Below are 21,473 nucleotides of genomic sequence, written 5' to 3'. Positions count from 1 at the left end.
ATACAGAATATAAAATATCTAAACTAGAGGCAGCGGCGAACGCGGGCGCCTTGACTCGTGACGGGCCAGATAATATAAAATATTATCGCAGTGCACCCTCACCGAAGGCGGGCGACATGCAGCACAAGCCACTCGACGGCATCCGGATCCTGGAGATCGGGGGCTACATCTCGCTCCCGTTCGGGACCTCGATGCTGTGCGGCCTCGGCGCCGAGGTGGTGAAGGTGGAGAAGCCGGTCGTCGGCGAGGACTTCCGGCGCCGGATGAACAACGAAAGCCCGTACTTCCGCCAGTACAACGCCGGCAAGCGCAGCCTTTCGGTCGACCTCAAGACCGCCGAGGGGATCGACCTGATCAAGGCGCTGGTGCCGCGCTTCGACGTGGTGCTCGAGAATCTCCGCCCCGGCAAGCTCGCCGCCATGGGGCTCGGTCCCGACGAGTGCCGGGAACTGCGCCCGGACGTCGTCTACGGCTCGGTCACCGGGTTCGGCTCCACCGGCCCGCTGGCCGACCGGCCCGCCTACGACACGATCGGGCACGCGTTCGGCGGGCTGTACTCGCTCTTCAGCGACGACGGGCGGCCGCAGCTCGCGGGCGGGCTGAGCGCGGACCTGGTGACCGGGCTGACGACGGCGGCGGGCGTTCTCGCCGCGCTGGTCGGCAAGCTGAAGACCGGGCAGCCGCAGCGGATGGAGACCTCGATCATGGAGGCGGTCAGCGTGCTCACCGCCGACGGCATCACGCAGGCCTTCGAACTCGGCCGCGATCCCAGCCGCACCAGCAGGCACCCGCAGGCGCAGAACTTCTGCGTGCCGACCTCCACGGGCGAGTACCTCGCGGTGCACCTGTCGTCGTCGCAGAAGTTCTGGCAGGCGCTGTGCCGCGCGCTGGAGCGCACCGATCTGCTCGAGGACCCGCGCTTCGCCGAGTACCGCCCGCGCGAGGCGAACTACTTCGAGCTGGTGCCGATCGTCGAGGCGGAGTTCGCGCGCAAACCCAAGGAATATTGGGAGCGCGTGCTCACCGAACACGACGTGCCGTTCGCGCCGGTGCTGTCCATGACCGGCTACCTCGACCACCCTCAGGTGCGGCACCTGGACATCGCCGACCATCAGCCAGACGGTCTCGCGCTGCTCCGTCCGCCGTGGACGTTCGACGGCGTGCGCCCGGACCGGTCTTCGGTCGCGGCGACGGTGGGCGCTGACTCCCGTGCGGTCGCGAGCGAGGTGCTGGCGGCCGAAGACGTCGAAAAGCTGTTCGCGACCGGCGTCCTGTACGAATCCTGAACGATTACTGGAGAACTTCGATGAAGCCGTACCGTTCCATGCTCTTCGTCCCCGGCCACAAGGCTTCCTGGGCGGACAAGGGTCTCGCGTCCGGTGCCGACGCGCTGATCCTCGACCTCGAAGACTCGGTCCCGGTCGCGGAAAAGGAGAGCGCGCGCCCGGTCGTCGCGGAGACGATCGACCGGCTGCACGCGCAGGGCGTGCGTCCCGACGTGTGGGTGCGGCCCAACGCGTCAGTCAGCGGCATCCAGGGCGCGGACCTCGAAGCGGTCATCCGGCCCGGCCTGGCCGGACTGTTCCTGCCGAAAGTGTTCGACGCCGAGGAACTGATCCGCATCGACGCGGTCGTGTCGCACATCGAGGCGCGCGAGGGACTTGAAGCGGGCAGCGTCGGGCTGATCGTGAGCTTCGAGACCGCGGTGTCGATGGCGCACTGCGAGGAGATCGCCGCCGCGACGACTCGGGTGTCCAGCCTGCTCGGCGCGACCGGCCCGAGCGCCGACGTCGGCCGCGAGCTGGGCTTCGAGTTCACCCCGGCCGGACTGGAGACGCTGTACCTGCGCAGCAGGCTCGTGCTCGCCGCCCGCGCGGCCGGACTGCACCACCCGGTGGCCGGGGTGTGGCAGGACATCCGCGATCTCGACGGCGCGCGCCAGTTCTGCGCGGACAACAAGCAGCTGGGCTACCGCGGCATGGTGTGCATCCACCCGTCGCACGTGGCGATCGCCAACGAGGTGTTCACGCCGGCACCGGAGGCGGTCGATCACTCCCGGCGGCTGATCGAGGCGTTCCGCGCGGCGGAGGCGGCGGGCAGCGCGGCGGTGGACTTCGAGGGCCAGCACGTCGACATCGCGCATGTGAAGACCGCGGAGGGGATCGTCGCGCAGGCGGACGCGATCGCGGCGAACGCTTGATCTGTTCCCGGCTGTTTCCGGGGCGGTCCGCCTCGGCCGGTTCGAGGATTGTCGCGCGGGCGGAGACTAGTGCGGCGAATGCCCGGAAAGCACCAATGCCAGGAGCTTAAGGCGGCGCTGCGGGTGCGTTCGCGCCGCGTCTGCCCAGGTCGATGGTGTCGCCTGGCCTGGGATGCGCGGTGTGCGGTCCGTGAGGGGAACCCTGAGGGAATCTGATTCCTTCAGGGTGGCCCTCACGGACCGCAAGACATGGTCAGGCGGGGAGCAATCGGGCATTTCGGCGGCTGTGGCGTCTCTTGTGGACGGTCAGCGAGACTGAGACCACGCGGCTCAAGATCCTGGCATTGCCGAAAAGCACCGGCTGGGTCACCTCGATCGAGGTGACCCAGCCGGTTTCGTTCTGTCAGCGGCGATCGGCGGGCCGCTCAGCCGCTGTCCGGTGTGGACTATTCCCTCTCTTCCGACCAGAGACCGCGCTCCTCGAGCATCCGGACGACGTTGTCGGCTCCGTCGAGGATGTGCCGTTCGGCGATCGTGCGCGCCTTGCGGGCGTGGCGGCCGCGCAAGGCCTGCAGCAGTTCGGCGTGGTCGGCGAGAGTGTGCTCGACGTGGCCTTCGATCGTCGCGTAGAAGCGGTTCGGCAGGTGCTTGACCACGGAGCTGAGCAGCAGCGTCAACCGGTGGGAGTCGGCGGCCAGGTTGAGCTGGCGGTGGAACTCGTGGCCGAGCCGGGTGATCGCTTCCTGGTCCCCGGCTCCGGCGGCCTTCTCGAAATCCTCGTTGATCGCTTCGAGGCGCGCGACCTGCTCCGGCGTGATCTTCTTGGCGGCGCGCGCGGCCAGTTCGGCGGAGAACTGGGCCTGCGCCCAGAACAGGTCCCGCACGTCCTGGCGCGACACCGGGGCCACGACGAACCCGCGGCGCGGCACGAGTTCCACGAAACCCTCGCTGCGCAACGAGAGCAGCCCTTCGCGCACGGGCGTGTTGCTGACCCCGACCGCCTCGGCGATGGGTTCGGTGCGCAGGAATTCGCCCGGCTTGACGTCGCCGGACATGATCAGCTCGCGGACGTACGTCGCGACTTCCTCGGGCAGCTGCTGACGGCGGTCGCCGCCGCGCAGCCGGGCCAGTTCGTCGGCCACGGGCCACCTCCCCAACGCCTCGAAGCGGTTTCGAGGATCTGATGTTCAGCAAAGAACATGATATATCGACGGCAGGAGATTATGGCACGGCCGGCAGGCTCCCGGGCGCGCCGACCCGCCGCGGATCCACCGGCGCGGCGGCGAGCAGCGCGGTTCCGCTGACCGTGCCGAGGGGCCCTTCGCGGTCGAACACGGTCGCGGTCGTGACCGCGACGCCGTCGTGCTCGACGCGGTGGTCGGCGGCGAGGCCCAGCTGCAGGTCGCTCGCGGGGACGCGGCCGAGGGTGAGCGTGAGGTCGGCGTTGATGAACTCCAGGCCGGCGTCGCCCCAGTTGGTCACGAGGTTGACCAGGTCCGCGGCGGTCGCGGCGTGCTGGAAGGGCGTGGGCCGCTCGCCGCGCACGATGTCCTGGGGGAACACCCAGAGCGTCTTGCGCGAGGCGTTCTGGTGCGGTTCGGGCGATCCGGTCCAGCCGACGCCCTCGCTGTGGAACACGCGCGGTTCCTCGGTCGCGGGCGCCACGTCCGGCGGCGGTGGCGCGGGGTGCCCAGCCGGGGCCCAGACGCTGCCGACAGCGGGGGAGCCGGCCGCGAGGAACAGCCCGGAGCCCTTGCCGACGAGGGTTTCCCCTTGCCAGAGCGTCGCCTCGACGAGGCAGAGGCGACGTCCGCGGCGCACGACCTCCGTCCGTACGGCCGAGGGCGCGAACGCCGCCGGGCGCAGCAGATCGACAGTCCAGCGGGCCGGGCGGAACGCTCCCGTCCCGGCCGCCCGTTCCGCGGCGCGAGCGAGCGCTCCGCTGGTCGCCATGCCGCGCAGCTGCGCGCCGTCGCTCCAGCTCGCCCGTGCTTCCGGCAGCGGGTGCAGGAGTTCGCCGTCCGGGCCTGGCGCCGCGGTGAAAAAGGCCATCGTCACCTCCCAAATATAACATTTTATATGTCAGAGGAAGGAGGCGGCCGGGACAGCGTCGTCAGCTTTCGGCGGGCGTCGGCAGCACCTCGTCGTTGTGCTGCCCGACTTCCGGCGCGGGGCGGGGGGCGAGCCGGGCCCCGTCCACTTGGATCGGCGACTTCGGCGCCTGATGCGGGCCCGCGCCGGGCTGGTCGACCTCTCCGAACAGCGCCAGTTCGCGCAGCGCGGCCCCGCTGTCGCGGCCGAGTTCGGCGAAACTGCGGTAGCGCTCCCACAGAATCCGGTGCCGTGTCAGCGTTTCCGCCGCTTCGGCGTACGGCGTCCGCCCGAACCACCTCGCGAGCAGCGGCGTGATCACGTCGCGGTGCCGGTAGCGGTCGGACTCGGTGGCGAACGAGATTCCCAGCGCCTCGGCCAATCCGGCGAAGGCGGCCGACAATCCGGTCGCGGAGAGCATTTTCGCCCAGTGCCGTTCGGTGAGCAGCACGATCATCACCCGGACGCCGTCGGCGGTCTCGAAATCGTGGCCGTAGGTGCCGTAGACGTCGTTGCCCGACTTCGTCCGCTCGTGGCCGGTGAGCTGTGCTTCGGCGAGGTAGCCGAGGTTCCCGGCGGTGGCGAGGGCGACGTCTTCCAGCGCGACCCGGATCGACCGGCCGCGGCCGGTGACCTGCCGGTGCCGTTCGGCGGCCAGTAGCCCGACCGCGAGATACAGTCCGGCGCAGACGTCCCACGCGGGCACCACGTGGTTGACCGGCTCGGATCCGGTGCCGGTGAGCAGCGGGAAGCCGGTGGCGGCCTGGACGGTGTAGTCGACCGCGGCACCGCCGTCGGCTCGGCCGGTGAGCAGGACGTGGATGAGGTCCGGTCGCCGCTCGCTCAGCGCTTCGTAGCCGAGGTCGGCGTGTCGTTCGGTGTTGGTCACGACCACGCACGGGCCGCCGTCGACGATCAGGTCGGCGACCCGGCGGCGGTCCACTTCGGACTCCAGGTCGACGGCGATCGCCCGTTTTCCCTTGTTGAGCCCGGACCAGTAGAGGCTGGTCCCGTCGTCCGACAGTGGCCAACGCGTGCGATCCGCGGCGCCGCCGAGCGGCTCGACTCGCACGACGTCCGCGCCGAGCTGGGCCAGAGTCAGCCCGCACAGCGGCGTCGCGACATAGGCGGACAGCTCGACCACTCGCAACCCGTTCAGCAGAGCGGGGTTCATGCGTCGTGCACCCGGGAGAAGTCCGGCTTGCGGCGTTCGCGGTGCGAGGCGAGGCCTTCGTGCACCTCGGGCCCGCCGAAGCCGTAGAACTCCAAAGCGAGCGAGGAGTCGAAAATGGCACCGGCGAGCTGGCGGTACCAGAGGTTGAGGCTCTGCTTGGTCCAGCGGATCGCGGTGGGCGCGCCGTTCGCGAGTTCGTGCGCGATCTCTCGGGCGGTGGGCAGCAGGTCGGCTTCCTCGTCCACGCACAGCGACACCAGGCCGATCCGTTCGGCTTCGGCACCGTTGAGCGGTCGGCAGGTCATCAGGTAGTACTTGGCTTTGGCCATCCCGCACAGCAGCGGCCAGCACACCGCGGCGTGGTCGCCCGCGGCGACGCCGAGGCGCGTGTGGCCGTCGATGATCTTGGCGTTGGCGGTGACCACGGAGACGTCCGCGAGCACTCCGGCGACGAGCCCGGCGCCGACAGCGGGGCCATGGATCGCCGAGACAATCGGCTTGGAGCAGTCGATCACGTTGTAGACCAGGTCCCGCGCCTCCCGCATGGTGCGGGAGCGCGCTTCGAAGTCGGTGGCCAGCTTCTCGACCAGATCGAACGACCCGCCCGCGGAGAAGCCTTTGCCTTCGCCGCGCAGCAGAACGGCTTTCACCGAAGGGTCGCGGTCGAATTCGCGCCAGACGTCGGCTAGATCGGCGTGCGCGGCTTCGCTCACCGCGTTGAGGTTCGGGGCGTCGAGGACGAGTTCGAGGACGCCGTCCTCGTCCGGTCCGTCGATCCGCAGGTTCTCGAATCGTGCGTAGCGGCTCATGCCGCTCCCTTCTTGCCGTCGCGGAGGAACAAGCCCTCGCGGTCGTACTTTCGCAGCTGTCGTACGTCTTCTTCGGTCACCTCGGGCAGTTCGCGCAGGTCGTCGGCGACGGTGAGGTCCCAGCCGCACCGCGACCGGACGTGCTCGACGCGTTCGGCCAGCGGCTCCGGACCGGGCGCGATCGCGGTGAGCACGAGTTCGCCGTCGCGCTGGGTCAGGATGCCGAGATCGGTGACCACGGCCCGGACCCGTGCGCCGGGGCTGGTGACGTAGCTGCAGTTTTCGATGAACCGCCGCGGGCTCATCGTCCCGACGACGTACGTCTCGTCCGCACCGGTCACGACGTCGTTCCCGCCGCCGGAACCGACGAGATACGGGCCGCCCGCGATCCGGGTGGTGTTGATGTTGCCCTGCCGGTCGATTTCCGCCGCGCCGACGCAGGCGATCGAGCGCGTCGCGGGGCCGTTGACGAGATTCCCCAGCGCCTGTTCGGTGTCAAGCAGCATCGAGGACGACGGGAAGTTGGCGAAGCTGAAGATGAACGGGTCGCCGGGCGTCGGCGAGTAGTCCCAGAGCCCGAGTTCGGCCGCCAGCGCGACCTCGTGCCCGTCGGCTTTCGCTTGTTCGACGGCCACCCAGGCGGCGAGGTTCGCCAGACCGGCTCCGGCGAGCACGCCGTCGGCGCGGGTTTCGGCGATCCGGGACCGGACCAGTGCGGCGAGCCAGGTCGCCGCGCGTTCCGGCCGGGTCACTGGCCCGGTGTGCTCGCCGCGGCCGGTCGGCGGAGTCGACTGCCCGAGCGTGCGGGTCAGGTCGGCGAGTCGCGCTTCGCCGAGTTTCGCCAGGTAGGTGTCGTGGTCGATGAGGATCCATTCGCGGATCCAGTCGTCGAAGTCCGCCGAACGGCTCGCTTCCCGCGCCGCGATCCAGAACTCGACGTCCTCGGCGTAGCCGTCGACCGGCAGCCGCGCGCCCTCGGTGCCGGGGAAGACCCCGCCGGGATGGGCGCCGAACGGAGCCTCGACCACGGCCAGCACCCGGTGTGCCGGAATGCGGACGAACGAAGCCCACGGACGCAGATCGTCAACGACTTTCTCCACCGTCGCCAGCACTCCGCGACGCGCGGCGAACGCGCCGATCGAGCCCTCGAACATCGGCGGCGCGATCGCCAGATTGCCCTGGCGGTCGGCGACCGCGGCGTGCACGATCGCGACGTCCGGGGTGAGCGGCGCGACCAGGCCGACGCGGCCGAACGGCGTGTCGACCTCCGCGTAGCCGGGGTTTTCGGCCATTGACGAATCGCGGACCGAGCCCGTGACGACTGCGGGCACGCCGGTAGCGGCGGCGCGCAAGCCCTGGATGTAGCTCAGGAACGACCAGTTCTCGACCTCGACCGAACCGTCCGAATAGGACTGCTGGAACACCGGATTCGGCGTGAACACGGGAAACGAGTCTCCCGAGTAGACAGTCACGACCTTCTCCAGGCACCCGGAGCGGAACAGCGCCGCGCCGAGCGAGGACAGGCTGGCCATGATCAGCGTGAACCGCGACGGCCGGTGCCAGTGCTGCCGCGCGATCTCGCGCACGAGCGCGCTCCAGCGGCTGTGTCCCAGGATGACGTGCAGCGCGTCGCCCTCGCGGACATGGCGGGAGACGGCTTCGTCGAGGCGGCAGAAATCGGTCATCCGGCCACGACCACCAAAGTTTCGGCGACACACGCCGGCTTCGCCGCGCCTTCGAGTTCCACGGTGTACCGCGTGGTGACGGTGACCCCGGCGGCGCTGTCTTTCGCCTCGGCGAACGTCGCACGGGCGCGCAGCCGGGACCCGACCGGAACTGGGGCCGGGAAGCGGACCTTGCCCAGCCCGTAGTTGATCCGCGCGGACCCGCACTCGAGCCGGACCAGTTGCGCGCTGAAGAACGGGATCAGCGACAGAGTGAGGAAGCCGTGCGCGATCGTCGACCCGAACGGCCCGTTCGCGGCCCGCTCGGGATCGGTGTGGATCCACTGCCGGTCGCCGGTGGCTTCGGCGAAGGCGTCGATCCGCGCCTGGTCGACGGCGAACCAGTCGGTCGGCCCGATTTCCTCGCCGATCGCGGCCCGGACTTCGTCGGCTGAGCTGAATACGCGGGTCATGCGGTCACCCGCTCGAAGACCGCGGCGAGGCCTTGCCCACCGCCGATGCACATGGTTTCGAGTCCGTATCGGGCTTCGCGGCGCTGCATTTCGCGGGCCATGGTGGCGAGGATGCGGGTGCCGGTGGCTCCGACGGGGTGGCCGAGGGAGATGCCGGAGCCGTGGACGTTGAGCCGGTCGAAATCCTTGTCGCCGAAGCCCCATTCGCGGGTGCAGGCCAGCGCTTGTGCGGCGAAGGCTTCGTTGAGTTCGATGAGGTCGATGTCGGAGATCTTGAGCCCGGCGCGTTCGAGTGCGAGCGCGGAGGCGGGCACCGGTCCGATGCCCATCACCTTCGGCTCGACCCCGGCGACGCCGTGGGACACGAGCCGGACGAGGGGGCGGAGGCCGAGTTGGTCGGCGCGTTCGCGGGTGGTGACGATGCAGACGGCGGCGGCGTCGTTCTGGCCGCTGGCGTTGCCTGCGGTGACCGTCGCTTCGGGATCTTGTTTGCCTAGCACCGGTCGCAGCTTCGCAAGGGTCTCGACGGTGGTGTCGGGCCGGGGGTGTTCGTCGGTGTCGACGACGGTGGTGCCTTTGCGGGTCTCGACCGGCACCGGGATGATCTCCTCGGCGAAGACTCCGGATTGCTGTGCGGCGACGGCCCGGCGGTGTGATTCGGCGGCGAGCCGGTCTTGTTCTTCGCGACTGATGCTGTACTGGCGTCGCAGGTTTTCGGCGGTTTCGAGCATGCCGCCGGGGACGGGGTAGTGCTTGCCGCCGGGGGTTTGGCGGCCGCGGGTGAGGGAGTCGTGGAGGTGGACGCCTGCTCCGGTGGCACCCCAGCGGAGATCGTTGGCGTAGAAGACGGTGTTGGACATGCTTTCCGCGCCGCCGGCGACGATCAGGTCGCTCGCGCCCGCCTGCACCTGGAGCGCGGCCAGCAGCACCGACTGCAGCCCGGATCCGCAGCGGCGGTCGACCTGCATGCCGGGCACGGTGACCGGCAGCCCGGCGTCGAGCGCGACTACCCGGCCGATCGCCGGGGCTTCGGCGCTGGGGTAGCAGTGGCCGAGGATGACGTCGTCGATCGCGTCGGCGGGCAGGCCGGTGCGCTCCAGGAGGCCTTTGAGCGCGATAGTGCCGAGGTCGGCGGCGGGCACGCTCTTGAGCGCACCGCCGAAGCGGCCGATCGGGGTGCGGACAGGTTCGCAGATGACGGCGTCACGCATGGGGAGTGCCTTCCTCGGGGTAGTCGGCTTCGAGGCTGGTGCACGGTCCCGCAGGACCGACGAGAGTCACGGTCGCGCCGCCGGGACGCGGTTCGGTGCGCAGGTGCGCGGGCTGGCCGCAGAACAGCGGTGCCAGGTTGCGGTGCGCCAGCCGGGTCACTCGCGCGTCGGGGGAGTCCAGGCGCAGCACCTCGGCCAGTGCGAGCGACATCAACGGCCCGTGCACGACCAGGCCGGGATAGCCCTCGGTCCGGGTCGCGTAGGGCCAGTCGTAGTGGATGCGGTGGGCGTTCGCGGTGGCGGCGGAGAAGCGCATCAGCAGGGTGGGGTCGGTGGTGAAGTCCCAGCCGTCTTCGCTGCGGCGGAACGGGGCACCGGCGAGGTCGGTTGGCGCCGGGGCTGCGTCGGAGGTGGTCGTGCCTGCTTCGCGGTAGATGAGGTCCTGCCGTTCCTCGACGAGCGGCGAACCGTCCACACCGGACAGCACGGTCCGCACCACGACGATCACCAGCTGTCCGGAACGGCCGGATTTCTCCGTCACCGAGTCCACAATGGACCAACGGGTGACCGTCTCGCCGATCTTCGGGGCCCGGTGCACGGTCACCTCGCCGCCGGCGAACATCCGCCGCGGCAGGTCGATCGGCGGAAGGAACGTGCCGCGGGCGGGGTGTCCGTCGGGGCCGAGTTCGGAGGAGACCGGCCAGCGGGGGAGTGCGACCCAGTGCCACAACGGCGGCAGGTCCTCGCCCGGCTGCGGGGCAGGCAGCCCGTTGTCGAACAGTGCGGCCAGCGCCTCGACCGGGGCCGGGTCCACCAGCTCCGCGGTGGTGACGGCGTGCGGTTCCCAGCCGGTCACATGAATCGCCCGCCGGTCACTTCGAGCACGGTGCCGGTCATGTAGGAGGACAGGTCGGAGGCGAGGAACAGGGCCACCGAGGCGATTTCGCTGACTTCGCCCGCGCGGTGCATCGGGATCTCGGCCATTTTCTGGTCCCAGGCTTTCTGCGGCATGGCCTCGGTCATCGCGGTGCGGATCAGGCCCGGTTGGATCGCGTTGACCCGGACGCCGTGGTGCGCCATTTCTTTGGCCGCGGCCTTGGTCAGCCCGACGATCCCGGCTTTGGCGGCGGAGTAGTTGGTCTGCCCGACCATGCCGACCTTGCCCGAGAGCGAGGACAGGTTGACGATCGCGCCGCTCTTGCGTTCGCGCATGAGCGCGGCGGCTTTGCGGGTGCCGTTCCAGGTTCCCTTGAGGTGCACGGAAATGACCTGGTCGAAGTCGTCCTCGGTCATGGTGCGCATGGTCGCGTCGCGGGTGATGCCCGCGTTGTTGACGAACACGTCCACCGGAGACGGGGCCGCGGCGAGCAAAGCGTCCACATCGGACGCTTTGGTGACGTCGCAGGCGACGCCGACACCGTCCAAGCTCTCGGCGGCTTTCGCGGCCGCGTCGCCGTCGATGTCGCCGAGCACCACGCGGGCGCCCTGGGCGACGAACAGCTGGGCGATGGCGAGTCCGATGCCTTGCGCGCCGCCGGTGATCACGGCGGTCCGGCCGGTGAGCAGAGTCATGGCGATTCCTCAGATCTTGTTGCGGGCGACGAGTTGGGCGGCGATGACGTTGCGCTGGATTTCGTTGGTTCCCTCGCCGACAATCATCAACGGGGCGTCGCGGAAGTAGCGTTCGACGTCGTATTCGCGGGAGTATCCGTAGCCGCCGTGGACGCGGATGGCGTCGAGCGCGACCTGCATCGCGGTTTCCGAGGCGAACAGCTTGGCCATCCCGGCCTCCATGTCCGCGCGTTCGCCCGCGTCGAGCTTCTCCGCAGCGTCCAAGGTGAGCAGCCGGGCCGCGCGCATCTTCGTGGCCATGTCGGCGAGAAGGTTGCCCACGGACTGGTGTTTCCAGATCGGCTTGCCGAACGATTCACGTTCCTGGGCATAGCGGACGGCGTCGTTCAACGCGGCCTGCCCGACGCCCAGCGCACGGGAGGCGACCTGGATCCGGCCGACTTCCAGCCCGCGCATCATGTGCGACCAGCCCTGGTTCGGCTCGCCGCCGAGAACCGCCTCGGCAGGCACTTTCTGGCCGTCGAAGACGAGTTCGCAGGCTTCGACGCCGCGGTAGCCGAGTTTGGGCAGCTTCTTCGAGATGGTGAGCCCGTCGCCGGGTTCCACCAGGAGAACGCTCATGCCGCGATGGGCGGGGGAGGCGTCGCGGTCGGTGATGCACAGCAGCCCGATCAGGCCGGAGTGCGCGGCGTTGGAGATCCAGGTCTTCGACCCGGTGATCGTGTAGCCGTCGTCGCCCGGCACAGCCTGGGTGCGCATGGCCTGCAGGTCGCTGCCGCCGCCGGGCTCGGTCAGCGCCATCGTCGCCCGGATACGTCCCTCGGCCATCGCGGGCAGGTACTTCTCGCGCTGCTCCGGGGTGCCGAAGGTTTTGATGAGATAAGTGATGACGGAGTGCCCGCCGATCGCGCCCGCCAGGCTCATCCAGCCGCGCGCGAGTTCCTCGGTGACGCGGGCGAAGCAGGCGGTGCTGACGTCGACCCCGCCGTACTCGGCCGGGACGAGCAGGCCGAAGAAGCCGAGTTTCTTCATCTCGTCGATGAACTCGGCCGGGTAGATGTCGTCGGCCTCGAATTCGCGGACGCGGGGCCGGACCCGTTCGTCCACGAATTCCGCGACCAGGGCGACCATCTGCTGTTCGTCGTCGGTGAGCGTCATCGCCCGTTCCCTTCTCGTGCCTGCCGGAGGACGCGCTGGGCGCGTTCCAGCACCGGCTTGTCGACCATCTGCCCGTTCACCGCGACCGTGCCGTCCGCACCGGCGTCGAGGATCGACTGTGCCCAGCGGATTTCCTCGCGGGTCGGCCGCAGCGCCGCGGCGGCGACGGGGACTTGTTTCGGGTGCACGCACAGCTTTCCGGCGAACCCGAGCCGCCGTGCGTAGTGGACTTCGTCAGTGAGATGCAGCTCGTTGTCCAGGTCCGCGGTGACGCCGTCGATCGGCCCCGGCAGCCCCGCTGCGGCGGAGGCGAGGACGAGCGCGCCCCGTGCGGCGACGAACGCGTCCCGGTCGGCCGGATCGGCGCCGAGTTCCGCGGCGAGGTCGAAGCTGCCGAACGCGAGGCGCTGCACGTTCGGGACGGTCGCGGTCTCCCGCGCGTCCAGCACCCCGCGCGCGGTTTCGACCAGCGCGATCACCACCGGCAGGACCCCGAGCTGTTCGCCCGCGGCACGCGTCGTGGCCGGTTCGGCTTTCGGCAGCATCACGGTGCACCGGCGCCGCCTGAGCACGGCGAGGTCTTCGTCGTGCCAGGCGGTGCCGGCGGCGTTGACCCGCACCGCGCACTCGGGGTTCTCCTCGAGCCACGCGACGACTTGTTCCCGCGCGTACTCCTTGCGGTCCGGCGGGACGGCGTCCTCCAGATCGAGCACGACCAGACTCGCCCCCGAGGCCACGGCCTTGCCGAAGCGCTCGGGGCGGTCGCCCGGCACGAACAGGAGGGTGGTCGCTTCCCGTGCCCGTGTCGCCGCGCGGCTGGTCATTTCTGCGCCTTCTTGGCTTGGCGGACGAGGCCGCCGCCGATGATCAGGCGCTGGATTTCGCTGGTGCCTTCGTAAAGCCGCAGCAGCCGGATGTCGCGGTAGATCCGCTCGACCGGCACGTCGCGCATGTAGCCGGTGCCGCCGTGGATCTGCACCGCGAGATCGGCGACCTTGCCCGCCATCTCCGTGCAGTACAGCTTCGCGGCCGAGGGTCCGATCCGCCGGTCCTCACCGGACACGTACCGCGCCGCGGTCTCGCGCACCAGCGCGCGCCCCGCCATCACCCCGGTCTGCTGATCGGCCAGCATCGCTTGCACCAGCTGGAAATCGCCGATCGCCTGACCGCCCTGGGTCGCCGAAGCCGCGTAGGCGACGGACTCGTCCAGCGCACGCTGTGCGGAACCCACTGCCAGCGCTGCGATGTGGACCCGGCCGCGAGCCAGCGACGTCATCGCGGCGCGGTACCCGTCGTCCTCGTTGCCACCGACCAGCGCGGACCCGGGCACGCGGACGCCGTTGAAGGTGACGTCGGCGGTCCAGGCGCCTTCCTGGCCCATCTTCTTGTCCTTGGGCCCGACCTCCAGCCCCGGCGTGTCCGCCGGGACGAGGAACACCGCGATGCCCGGCCCGGACTCGTCCGCGGGCCGGGTGCGCGCGAAGACGACGAACAGATCCGCCAGGGGAGCGTTGGTGATGAAGCGTTTCTGCCCGTCGATCACCCAGTCGTCCCCGTCGCGCACCGCCTTGGTGCGCAGCCCGGCCGGATTGGACCCGGCGCCAGGCTCGGTCAGCGCGAAGGACGCGACCACCTCACCCGAGGCGATCCGCTCCAGCCACTCGCTCTTCTGCTCGTCGGTGCCGAACCCGACCAGCACCTGCCCGGCGATGCCGTTGTTGGTGCCGAACATCGACCGCAGCGCCAGCGACGTGTAACCGAACTCCATCGCCAGCTCGACGTCCTGGGTCAGGTCGAGCCCGAGCCCGCCCCATTCCTGCGGGATCGCGTAGCCGAACAGGCCCATCTCCGCCGCCTGCGTCCGCAGATCGTCCGGGATGGCGTCGCCGTCCATGATCTCCTGCTCGCGCGGAACGACCTTCGCCCGGACGAAGTCGCGCACCAGCTCCAGGATCGGCCGGAAGTCCTCGGGGGTAACCGCTGCTGCCATGCCCCACACTATGACCCAGAACCGGCCGTTGAGAAAATACTTTATCAGAAATCATCGAATGGCTCACACCGCCGGGTGAGTCGGAGACGATCTCTTGCCGGGATTGCTTCCCAGGTCAAGGCGCTTTTTCGATCCTGGCCGCCCTCGTCGGTAAGGCGGTGAAGAGCCCGCCTGGGCTTGCCCCGGTCGTGTAATACTTCATCCGATACAGCCGCCGACGCACGGATCGGAGAGAGTCGTGGCGATGCCCGAAACCGCGAAAGCCGTGCCGCGCCGCACCGGCCCGGCGAACCTCAAGGCGATGGCCGCCCAGGAGATCCGCCGCCGGGTCTTCTGCGGCCAACTGCGCGCAGGGGCGAAGATCGACCAGGAAGCCCTCGCCGACGAACTCGGCATCAGCAAACTCCCGATCCGCGAAGCGTTGATCACCCTCGACCACGAGGGCGTGGTCGAGCACATCGCCCGCCGCGGCGCGTTCGTCGCGCAGTTGACCCGCGACGACATCCGCGACCACTACCGCGTGTTCGGCCTCGTGTCCGGACTGGCCGCCGAACGGGCGGCGAAGAATCTGTCGCCGGCAAGCCTTCAGGCGCTGGAAGATCTCGCCGACCGGATGGAACAGGAGCCGGATCGGGCGGAGCTGGAACGGCTGAACTTCGAGTTCCATCGCCGGATCAACCACGCCTCGGGCTCGCGCCGGCTGGTCTTGATCCTGGCGATCCTGGTGAAGACCGTGTCGCACGGGTTCTACGAGGCGCATCCGGACTGGCCGGACAAGGCGGCTGACGACCACCGGCGGATCCTGCGCGCGCTGAGCAGCCGTTCGGGCGCCCGGGCGCGGACGCTCGTGGAAAAGCACTTCGCGGACGGAAGCAAGCGCGCGGTGGCTTTGCTGGAGCGGCAAGGGTTCTGGGCGAACTGACCGCTCGCGACGGGCGACGCCCTTGCCTGGGCCGACCCAGAGTATATAATATTTAATTATCTCTGCCGTGATTCTTGCGACTGTCGAGGAGCGCCGATGACCACCGAGACGGCCCGGACCGGACCGCTGGCCGGAGTACGGGCGGCGGTGCTCGCCGGGATGGGCCCGACGCCGTTCGCGAGCATGCTGCTGGCCGACCTGGGCGCGGAAGTCGTGCGGGTGACGCGACCGGCGCGCCGCCGGGGCCGGGCGCTCGGCCAGACCGAGGGCATGGCCGCCCGCCACGATCTCGCCAACCGGGGCGTCCGGACGGTCGAGGCCGATCTCAAGTCTCCGGAGGGCGTTCGCGCGGTGCGGCGGCTCGCCGAAGCGGCCGACGTGTTCGTCGAGGGTTATCGCCCGGGCGTCGCGGAGCGGCTCGGGCTCGGGCCGGAGGTCCTGCTGGCCGGGAACCCCGCGCTGGTCTACGCGCGGCTCACCGGATACGGCCAGTCGGGTCCGCTCGCGCAGCAGGCCGGCCACGACATCAACTACGTCGCGCAAACCGGTGCGCTGCACGCGATGGCCCGGGCAGGGGAGGCGCCGCGGCCGCCGATCAACCTGCTTGGCGACTACGCCGGCGGAGGCCTCGTCGCGGCCTTCGGCATCGTGAGCGCGCTGCTGGAAGCCCGCACGTCGGGCCGGGGCCAGGTGCTCGACGCGGCGATGATCGACGGCGTCGCGTTGCTGACCGCGAAGCTCCAAGGCTTGCGGGCCGCCGGCCGGTACTCCGACGAACCCGGCACGAACTACCTCGACTCCGGTGCTCCGTTCTACGACACCTACCGCTGCGCGGACGGCCGGTACGTCGCGGTCGGCGCGCTGGAGCCTGATTTCTACCGCGAGTTCGTCTCCCGGCTCGGCGTCGATCCGAGCGGCTGGCCGGACCAGGACGACCGTGCGGGGTGGCCCCGGCTCCGCACGCTCATCGCGGCGGCGCTCGCCGGGAAGGACCGCGACGAATGGGCCCGGATCTACGCGGGCACCGATGCTTGCGTTACGCCGGTGCTCACTTTCGACGAAGCGGCCGACCATCCGCACAACGCCGAACGGCAGGTATTCGAGCGCGTCGGCGGTGTGCTCCACCCGCGGCCCGCCCCGCGCTTTAGCCGTACTCCGCCGCGCGAACCGTCCGCGCCCGACGCGGGGGTGGTGGACCTGGACCGGCTGCTGACGGCGTGGACCGCGTCCGCCGAGCCTCGCGAACAGTCGGCCTGAGCCCCGGAAGCCGTCGGTCAGCCGCACCGGCGAGCGGTTGCCGACGGCAGCACCCCGAACCGTTCGCGGTACTGGTGCGCGAATCGTCCGGGATGGAAGAAGCCCCAGCGCGCCGCGACGTCGGTGACTGAGTCCGGCCCGCCGGACAGCAGTTCCCGGTGCACTCGGTCCAGCCGGACGGCGCGCAGGTAGGCCATCGGCGATTTTCCGACCTCCTCGCGGAAACCCGCTTGCAGGGCTCGCGGGCTGATCGAGGCCATGGCGGCCAGGTCGGCGGTGGTGACGGTCTCCTCGGGGTGCCGGTCGAGGTAGTCGACGATCTCGCGGATGCGGGAACCCCGGGTGTGCGCGGGGCGGCTGTGCAGCCGGTCGCTGAGCCTGCTGGGCAGGGTCAGCAGCAGCTGGGTCATCAGCGCCGATTCGAACTCGTGGCACGCGGCCGGAACCGTCGCCAGGCCTCCGTCCCGGTTCAGTTCCGCGTACAGGAAGCTCACGGTCGCGAGAAACGCCTGCGCGGCGGGCGAACGGAGCGAAAAGGTCAGGTCGAAGTCGATCTCTTCGCGGATCGGCTGCCCGATCAGCTTCGCCGCGTGCGCCTCGAGCAGATCCTTGGGCAGCTTGACGTGGTACTGCCAGGAGTCCGCGCTCCACCGCACCAGCACCGGGGACTGCGGCACGAAAGCGACGCCCGCCTCGCCCGCGGCGAAGGTGCGGCGGACGCCGTGCTGCTCCACCGTGCTGGTGCCGGTGGCGGGCAGGTTCACGTGGTAGCACAACCGCATCGGCGGGCCGACGATCGTCGTGTCCGCCCCGTAGGCCATCCGCCCGATCGTGAGGTGCGGGGACGGCGCGAGATCGAGCCGGAACCGCATTCCCGCGCGATCGGCCACGTGCACCTCGTGGCTCGCGAAGGTCCGCGTCACCTGCTCGCGGGCCGTGTCGAGGTCCGCGGTGCGGAAGGTGACCGGGCCGGGCCGCGCGGCGAGTTGCTGGTCCTCGGACATGGGCTCCTCCTCGTCTCCCGCGCCGTCGGGGGAGTACGCAGAATATATGATATTCGACTCGCGGCTGGACGGGTCAACTCGCAGAGTATATATTTTATATTCAGTGAAGGCGGGGCGCGGCCGAGCAACCGGTCCGAGGCCCGGCGGCACATCAACCGTGACTACAGGCGCCGCGACCAGCGCGGCGGGGAGAGGACACCGGATGGCAGGCCTGTACTTCGAGGAGTTCGAACCGGGGATGGTCATCGACCACCCGACCCGCCGCACGGTCACCGAGGCCGACAACACACTGTTCAGCGTCATGACGCTGAACCTGGCTCCGCTGCACCTCGACGCCGAGTACAGCAAGAACAGCATCTACGGCCAGCGCCTGGTGAACAGCCTGTTCATCCTCGGCCTCGTGTCCGGGGTGACCGTGCCGGAGACGACGCAGGGCACCACGCTGGGCAACCTCGGTTTCGAGAAGATCACCTTCCCCAAGCCGGTGTTCCACGGCGACACCATCCACGTGCGCACCGAGATCGTCAGCAAGCGCGAGTCCAAGAGCCGCGGCGATTCCGGCATCGTCATGTTCCGGCACCTCGGGATCAACCAGCGCGACGAGATCGTGTGCGACGCCCTGCGCGCCGGCCTGATGCTCAAGCGGTCCGCCGACCAGGCAGCCGCTCAGGCCTGAGCAGCGGTTCGGGAAAGGAAGTGGCCATGGCCGAGGACGCAGCAGGCCCTGCCTGGACGCCGCCGCGCGAGGTGCGGGACCGCAGCAGGTACCTCGCCGCCGTGCGGAAGTGGGGAGCGTCCGCCGACGCGGCGGGCGTCGCGGAGGTGAACCGGCGGGCGATCGCCGACCCGGAGTGGTTCTGGCGCGCCGTCGTCGACGACCTCGACGTCGCCTTCGCCGAACCGTTCGCCCGGGTGCTGGACGAATCGGAGGGCAAACCGTTCCCCCGCTGGTTCCCCGGCGGCCGGCTCAACGTCGCCGAACTGTGCGCGCACCGCCACGCCCGCGGCGAACTCGCCGGGAAGACCGCGGTGGTCTACGAGGGCGATTCCGGGCAGCGGCGCACGCTGACCTTCGGCGAACTGGACGAGCGGGTGCGCCGGTTCGCCGCGAACCTGGCCGCCGCCGGCGTCGCGCGAGGCGATCGGGTCGTGTTGTTCATGCCGGTCGTGCCCGAAGCGGTCGTGGCGTTCCTCGCGATCGCGATGCTCGGCGCGATCGCGGTCCCGACGTTCAGCGGCTACGCGGCCGACGCGCTCGCCACCCGGTTGCAGGATTCGGAAGCGGTCGCGCTGATCACCGCGGACGGGACCACCCGGCGGGGCAAGGAAGTCCCGCTGAAACCGGTCGCCGACGCGGCGCTGGCGGACGCGCCGTCCGTGCGCACCGTCGTCGTGGTCCGCCACCTCGGGACCGACGTGGCGATGCGGCCTGGCCGCGACGTCTATTACGACGAACTGGATCCGTCGCCCGCTCCGGTGGAAACCGCGTGGACCGAGGCGAACGACCCGCTCACCGTCGTCTACACCTCGGGCACGACCGGCCGGCCGAAGGGGATCGTGCACTCCCACGGCGGATTCGCGGTGAAGACCGCCGTCGATTTCGCCTACGGCTTCGACGTGCACGCCGACGACGTCGTCTGCTGGATCACCGATCTCGGCTGGCTCGTCGGCCCGATGCTGATGACCGGACCGCTGCAGCTCGGCGCGACCATCGTGATGATCGAAGGCCTGCCGACGCATCCCGCCCCCGACCGGATGTGGGACGTCGTCGAGCGCAACGGCGTTACCGTGCAAGGGATCGCGCCGACCGCGGCCCGTGCGTTGCGCGCCGCGCAGGAGAAGCCGGAGCACGCGCTGGCCACGCTGCGGTCGTTCGTCTCCACCGGAGAGGCGTGGGACGAGCCGACCTGGTGGTGGCTGTTCGACCAGGTCGGCAAGCGCCGGGTGCCGATCGTCAACTACAGCGGCGGCACCGAGGTCGGCGGCGGGCTGATCGTCGGTTATCCGTTCCTGCCGGGCGAAGCGGCGGCGTTCACCGGTCCGCTGCCCGGTGTGGACGCAGTGGTGCTCGACGACGCCGGGCAGCCGGTCGTCGGCGCGATCGGCGAACTGGCGGTGCGCAACACTTTCCCCGGCATGACGCACGCGTTCTGGCAAGACCGCGAGCGCTACCTCGAGACCTACTGGGCGCGGTTCGACGGCATCTGGGTGCACGGCGACCTGTCCAGTGTGGACGAGCACGGCCAATGGCGGATCCACGGCCGCTCCGACGACACGCTCAAGCTGGCCGGGCGGCGCGTCGGTCCGGCCGAGATCGAGGCTGCGCTGCTGCGCGACGAGCGGATCGCCGAGGTGGCCGTGATCGGCGCCCCGGACGCACTGCGCGGCCAGCGGGCGGTGGCGTTCGCGGTGCTGCGCGCACCGGGGGCCGACCGCGGCGACCTGGCGGCGACCGCGCTCGAAAACGCGGGGAAGTCGTTCGCTCCGGAGGTGTACGTCGTGCCGACGCTGCCCAAGACCAAGAACGGCAAGATCATGCGGCGCGCCATCCGGGCGCGGTTCGTCGGGACGCCGGTCGGCGACCTGTCGTCGCTGGACCCGGCCACGCCGCTGGAAGACATCCCGGTACTCGCGGAGGAGAACGCGCAATGACCGACCCGGAAAGCAACGTCGAAATCGTCCGGAAGGCGACGCGGGAGCTGGCCCGGAAGTTCGACCACGACTACTGGCTGGACAAGGACCGCAATCACCAGTACCCGTGGGAGTTCGTGAAGGCGTTCGCCGCGGGCGGCTGGCTGGGCGCGATGATCCCGGAGGAGTACGGCGGCATCGGCCTCGGCCTGGAAGAGGCCGCGGTGATGATGGGGGAGATCTCGGCGTCGGGCGCCGGGATGGCCGGTGGTTCGGCGATCCACTTCTACGTGTTCCCGCCCGCCCCGGTCGTGAAGTACGGCTCCGAGGAGATGAAGCGGGAGTACCTGCCGAAGCTGGCGGCGGGCGAGCTGCTCATGGCGTTCGGCGTGACCGAGCCGGACGCCGGGGTGGACACGTCGCGGATCAAGACCAAGGCGACCAAGGTCGACGGCGGCTGGAAGGTCAACGGCAAGAAGGTCTTCATCACGAACGCGCAGAACGCGCAGAAGATCCTGCTGCTGGCCCGCACCTCGCCGCGGCGGGAGGACAAGCCGCTCTACGGCATGTCGCTGTTCTTGGCGGACATGGACCGCGACGCGATCACGGTCCGGGAGATCGAGAAGCTGGGCCGCGCGGCGATCGACACGAACGAACTGTTCATCGACGACCTGTTCGTGCCGGAGGACCGGCTGGTCGGCGAGGTGGACAAGGGGTTCTACTACCTGCTGGACGGGCTGAACCCGGAACGCATCGTGGTCGGCATGGAAGGCATCGGCCTCGGCCGGGCGGCGCTGGACATCGCGTCGGAGTACGCCAAGAACCGGGTGGTGTTCGACCGTCCGATCGGGCAGAACCAGGCGGTCGCCCACCCGCTGGCGGATTCGTGGATCCGGCTGGAAGCGGCCGAGGGCATGGTGCTGCGCGCCGCGCGGCTGTTCGACGAGGGCAAGCCGTGCGGGCCGGAGGCGGCCGCGGCGAAGTATCTGGGCGCCGAGGGCGGTTTCGAGGCGTGCGACCGCGCGTTCTCGACGCTGGGCGGCTACGCGTATGCGAAGGAGTACCACGTCGAGCGGCTGTGGCGCGAGGTCCGGTTGCTGCGCAATGCGCCGTTCTCGCAGGAGATGGTGCGGAATTACATCTCGCAGCAGGTGCTCGGGCTGCCGCGCTCGTACTGAGACAGAGTGTTGTGGCGGGAAACGGCGGTACCTTCGGCGCTCAGCCGAGGGCCTCGCCGTTTCCCGCTGCTCTCTGTGCCGGGCCGCTGGGAAGGCGGCGTTTGAACCCTCGCCCTCCTGCGCATATATTGTGCATAAC

General features: G+C 69.9%; 20 protein-coding genes. 7 read left to right on the top strand and 13 right to left on the bottom strand.

The window, feature by feature from the left end:
- Positions 1 to 116: 116 nt before the first annotated feature.
- Together ACFXI3_RS09970 and ACFXI3_RS09965 are read left to right on the top strand one after the other, a co-directional pair.
- The gene (locus ACFXI3_RS09970) at positions 117 to 1,286 is read left to right on the top strand and encodes a CaiB/BaiF CoA-transferase family protein (RefSeq protein WP_354741180.1); all 1,170 of its coding nucleotides are present in this window, start codon (positions 117 to 119) and stop codon (positions 1,284 to 1,286) included.
- Positions 1,287 to 1,306: 20 nt separating this feature from the next.
- On the top strand, positions 1,307 to 2,200 hold the full coding sequence (locus ACFXI3_RS09965; protein ID WP_378399261.1) for an HpcH/HpaI aldolase/citrate lyase family protein: 894 nt from the start codon (positions 1,307 to 1,309) through the stop codon (positions 2,198 to 2,200).
- Between the two features lie 446 nt (positions 2,201 to 2,646).
- Here the strand turns inward: ACFXI3_RS09965 and ACFXI3_RS09960 are convergent, their stop codons facing one another.
- From ACFXI3_RS09960 to ACFXI3_RS09905, 12 genes are all read right to left on the bottom strand, one after another.
- On the bottom strand, positions 2,647 to 3,342 hold the full coding sequence (locus tag ACFXI3_RS09960) for a GntR family transcriptional regulator (RefSeq protein WP_378399260.1): 696 nt from the start codon (positions 3,340 to 3,342) through the stop codon (positions 2,647 to 2,649).
- A gap of 79 nt (positions 3,343 to 3,421) precedes the next feature.
- Positions 3,422 to 4,252, bottom strand: coding sequence for an acyl-CoA thioesterase domain-containing protein (locus ACFXI3_RS09955; protein ID WP_378399299.1), 831 nt, complete (start codon positions 4,250 to 4,252; stop codon positions 3,422 to 3,424).
- Between the two features lie 61 nt (positions 4,253 to 4,313).
- Complete coding sequence (locus ACFXI3_RS09950) at positions 4,314 to 5,465, bottom strand: CoA transferase (protein ID WP_378399259.1); 1,152 nt, start codon at positions 5,463 to 5,465, stop codon at positions 4,314 to 4,316.
- Positions 5,462 to 6,274 (bottom strand): enoyl-CoA hydratase/isomerase family protein, encoded by an 813-nt coding sequence (locus tag ACFXI3_RS09945; protein ID WP_344273614.1) that lies wholly within the window; start codon positions 6,272 to 6,274, stop codon positions 5,462 to 5,464. The genes ACFXI3_RS09950 and ACFXI3_RS09945 overlap by 4 nt, the downstream gene beginning before the upstream one ends.
- Positions 6,271 to 7,959 carry a CoA-transferase gene (locus ACFXI3_RS09940; RefSeq protein WP_378399258.1) on the bottom strand — a complete coding sequence of 563 codons (1,689 nt, stop codon included), beginning with the start codon at positions 7,957 to 7,959 and terminating at the stop codon, positions 6,271 to 6,273. Before ACFXI3_RS09940 ends, ACFXI3_RS09945 begins: the two co-directional genes overlap by 4 nt.
- Entirely contained in the window at positions 7,956 to 8,411 is a 456-nt protein-coding gene (locus tag ACFXI3_RS09935; RefSeq protein ID WP_378399257.1) for a MaoC family dehydratase, read from the bottom strand. The genes ACFXI3_RS09940 and ACFXI3_RS09935 overlap by 4 nt, the downstream gene beginning before the upstream one ends.
- Entirely contained in the window at positions 8,408 to 9,622 is a 1,215-nt protein-coding gene (locus ACFXI3_RS09930) for an acetyl-CoA C-acetyltransferase (protein WP_378399256.1), read from the bottom strand. The genes ACFXI3_RS09935 and ACFXI3_RS09930 overlap by 4 nt, the downstream gene beginning before the upstream one ends.
- Positions 9,615 to 10,478 (bottom strand): MaoC family dehydratase N-terminal domain-containing protein, encoded by an 864-nt coding sequence (locus tag ACFXI3_RS09925; protein ID WP_378399255.1) that lies wholly within the window; start codon positions 10,476 to 10,478, stop codon positions 9,615 to 9,617. The genes ACFXI3_RS09930 and ACFXI3_RS09925 overlap by 8 nt, the downstream gene beginning before the upstream one ends.
- Positions 10,475 to 11,194 carry a 3-oxoacyl-ACP reductase FabG gene (fabG, locus tag ACFXI3_RS09920; protein ID WP_344273627.1) on the bottom strand — a complete coding sequence of 240 codons (720 nt, stop codon included), beginning with the start codon at positions 11,192 to 11,194 and terminating at the stop codon, positions 10,475 to 10,477. Before fabG ends, ACFXI3_RS09925 begins: the two co-directional genes overlap by 4 nt.
- Positions 11,195 to 11,203: 9 nt before the next feature.
- Entirely contained in the window at positions 11,204 to 12,352 is a 1,149-nt protein-coding gene (locus tag ACFXI3_RS09915; protein ID WP_378399254.1) for an acyl-CoA dehydrogenase family protein, read from the bottom strand.
- Complete coding sequence (locus tag ACFXI3_RS09910; RefSeq protein WP_378399253.1) at positions 12,349 to 13,176, bottom strand: HpcH/HpaI aldolase/citrate lyase family protein; 828 nt, start codon at positions 13,174 to 13,176, stop codon at positions 12,349 to 12,351. The genes ACFXI3_RS09915 and ACFXI3_RS09910 overlap by 4 nt, the downstream gene beginning before the upstream one ends.
- Entirely contained in the window at positions 13,173 to 14,342 is a 1,170-nt protein-coding gene (locus ACFXI3_RS09905) for an acyl-CoA dehydrogenase family protein (protein ID WP_378399252.1), read from the bottom strand. The genes ACFXI3_RS09910 and ACFXI3_RS09905 overlap by 4 nt, the downstream gene beginning before the upstream one ends.
- Before the next feature lie 244 nt (positions 14,343 to 14,586).
- Between ACFXI3_RS09905 and ACFXI3_RS09900 the strand changes: the two genes are divergently transcribed.
- Positions 14,587 to 15,264, top strand: a complete 678-nt coding sequence (locus ACFXI3_RS09900; RefSeq protein WP_378399251.1) for a GntR family transcriptional regulator — start codon at positions 14,587 to 14,589, stop codon at positions 15,262 to 15,264.
- 96 nt (positions 15,265 to 15,360) lie between these two features.
- Complete coding sequence (locus ACFXI3_RS09895; protein WP_378399250.1) at positions 15,361 to 16,521, top strand: CaiB/BaiF CoA transferase family protein; 1,161 nt, start codon at positions 15,361 to 15,363, stop codon at positions 16,519 to 16,521.
- A gap of 17 nt (positions 16,522 to 16,538) precedes the next feature.
- Here the strand turns inward: ACFXI3_RS09895 and ACFXI3_RS09890 are convergent, their stop codons facing one another.
- On the bottom strand, positions 16,539 to 17,525 hold the full coding sequence (locus ACFXI3_RS09890; RefSeq protein ID WP_344273644.1) for an AraC family transcriptional regulator: 987 nt from the start codon (positions 17,523 to 17,525) through the stop codon (positions 16,539 to 16,541).
- Between the two features lie 202 nt (positions 17,526 to 17,727).
- Here ACFXI3_RS09890 and ACFXI3_RS09885 point away from each other — a divergent pair, with 202 nt between their 5' ends.
- Genes ACFXI3_RS09885 through ACFXI3_RS09875 form a run of 3 tightly spaced genes read left to right on the top strand, consistent with a single transcriptional unit; the run spans position 17,728 to position 21,334 of the window.
- Positions 17,728 to 18,201 carry a MaoC family dehydratase gene (locus ACFXI3_RS09885; protein ID WP_093574833.1) on the top strand — a complete coding sequence of 158 codons (474 nt, stop codon included), beginning with the start codon at positions 17,728 to 17,730 and terminating at the stop codon, positions 18,199 to 18,201.
- Between the two features lie 26 nt (positions 18,202 to 18,227).
- Positions 18,228 to 20,177 carry an AMP-binding protein gene (locus tag ACFXI3_RS09880; protein ID WP_378399249.1) on the top strand — a complete coding sequence of 650 codons (1,950 nt, stop codon included), beginning with the start codon at positions 18,228 to 18,230 and terminating at the stop codon, positions 20,175 to 20,177.
- Positions 20,174 to 21,334 carry an acyl-CoA dehydrogenase family protein gene (locus ACFXI3_RS09875; RefSeq protein ID WP_378399248.1) on the top strand — a complete coding sequence of 387 codons (1,161 nt, stop codon included), beginning with the start codon at positions 20,174 to 20,176 and terminating at the stop codon, positions 21,332 to 21,334. The genes ACFXI3_RS09880 and ACFXI3_RS09875 overlap by 4 nt, the downstream gene beginning before the upstream one ends.
- The last annotated feature ends 139 nt before the right edge of the window (positions 21,335 to 21,473 follow it).

Source organism: Amycolatopsis sp. NPDC059235, assembly GCF_042754125.1.
Lineage (GTDB): Bacteria > Actinomycetota > Actinomycetes > Mycobacteriales > Pseudonocardiaceae > Amycolatopsis > Amycolatopsis albidoflava.
Note: the sequence above shows the minus strand (reverse complement) of the source record. Positions and strands in the feature narration are given on the sequence as shown.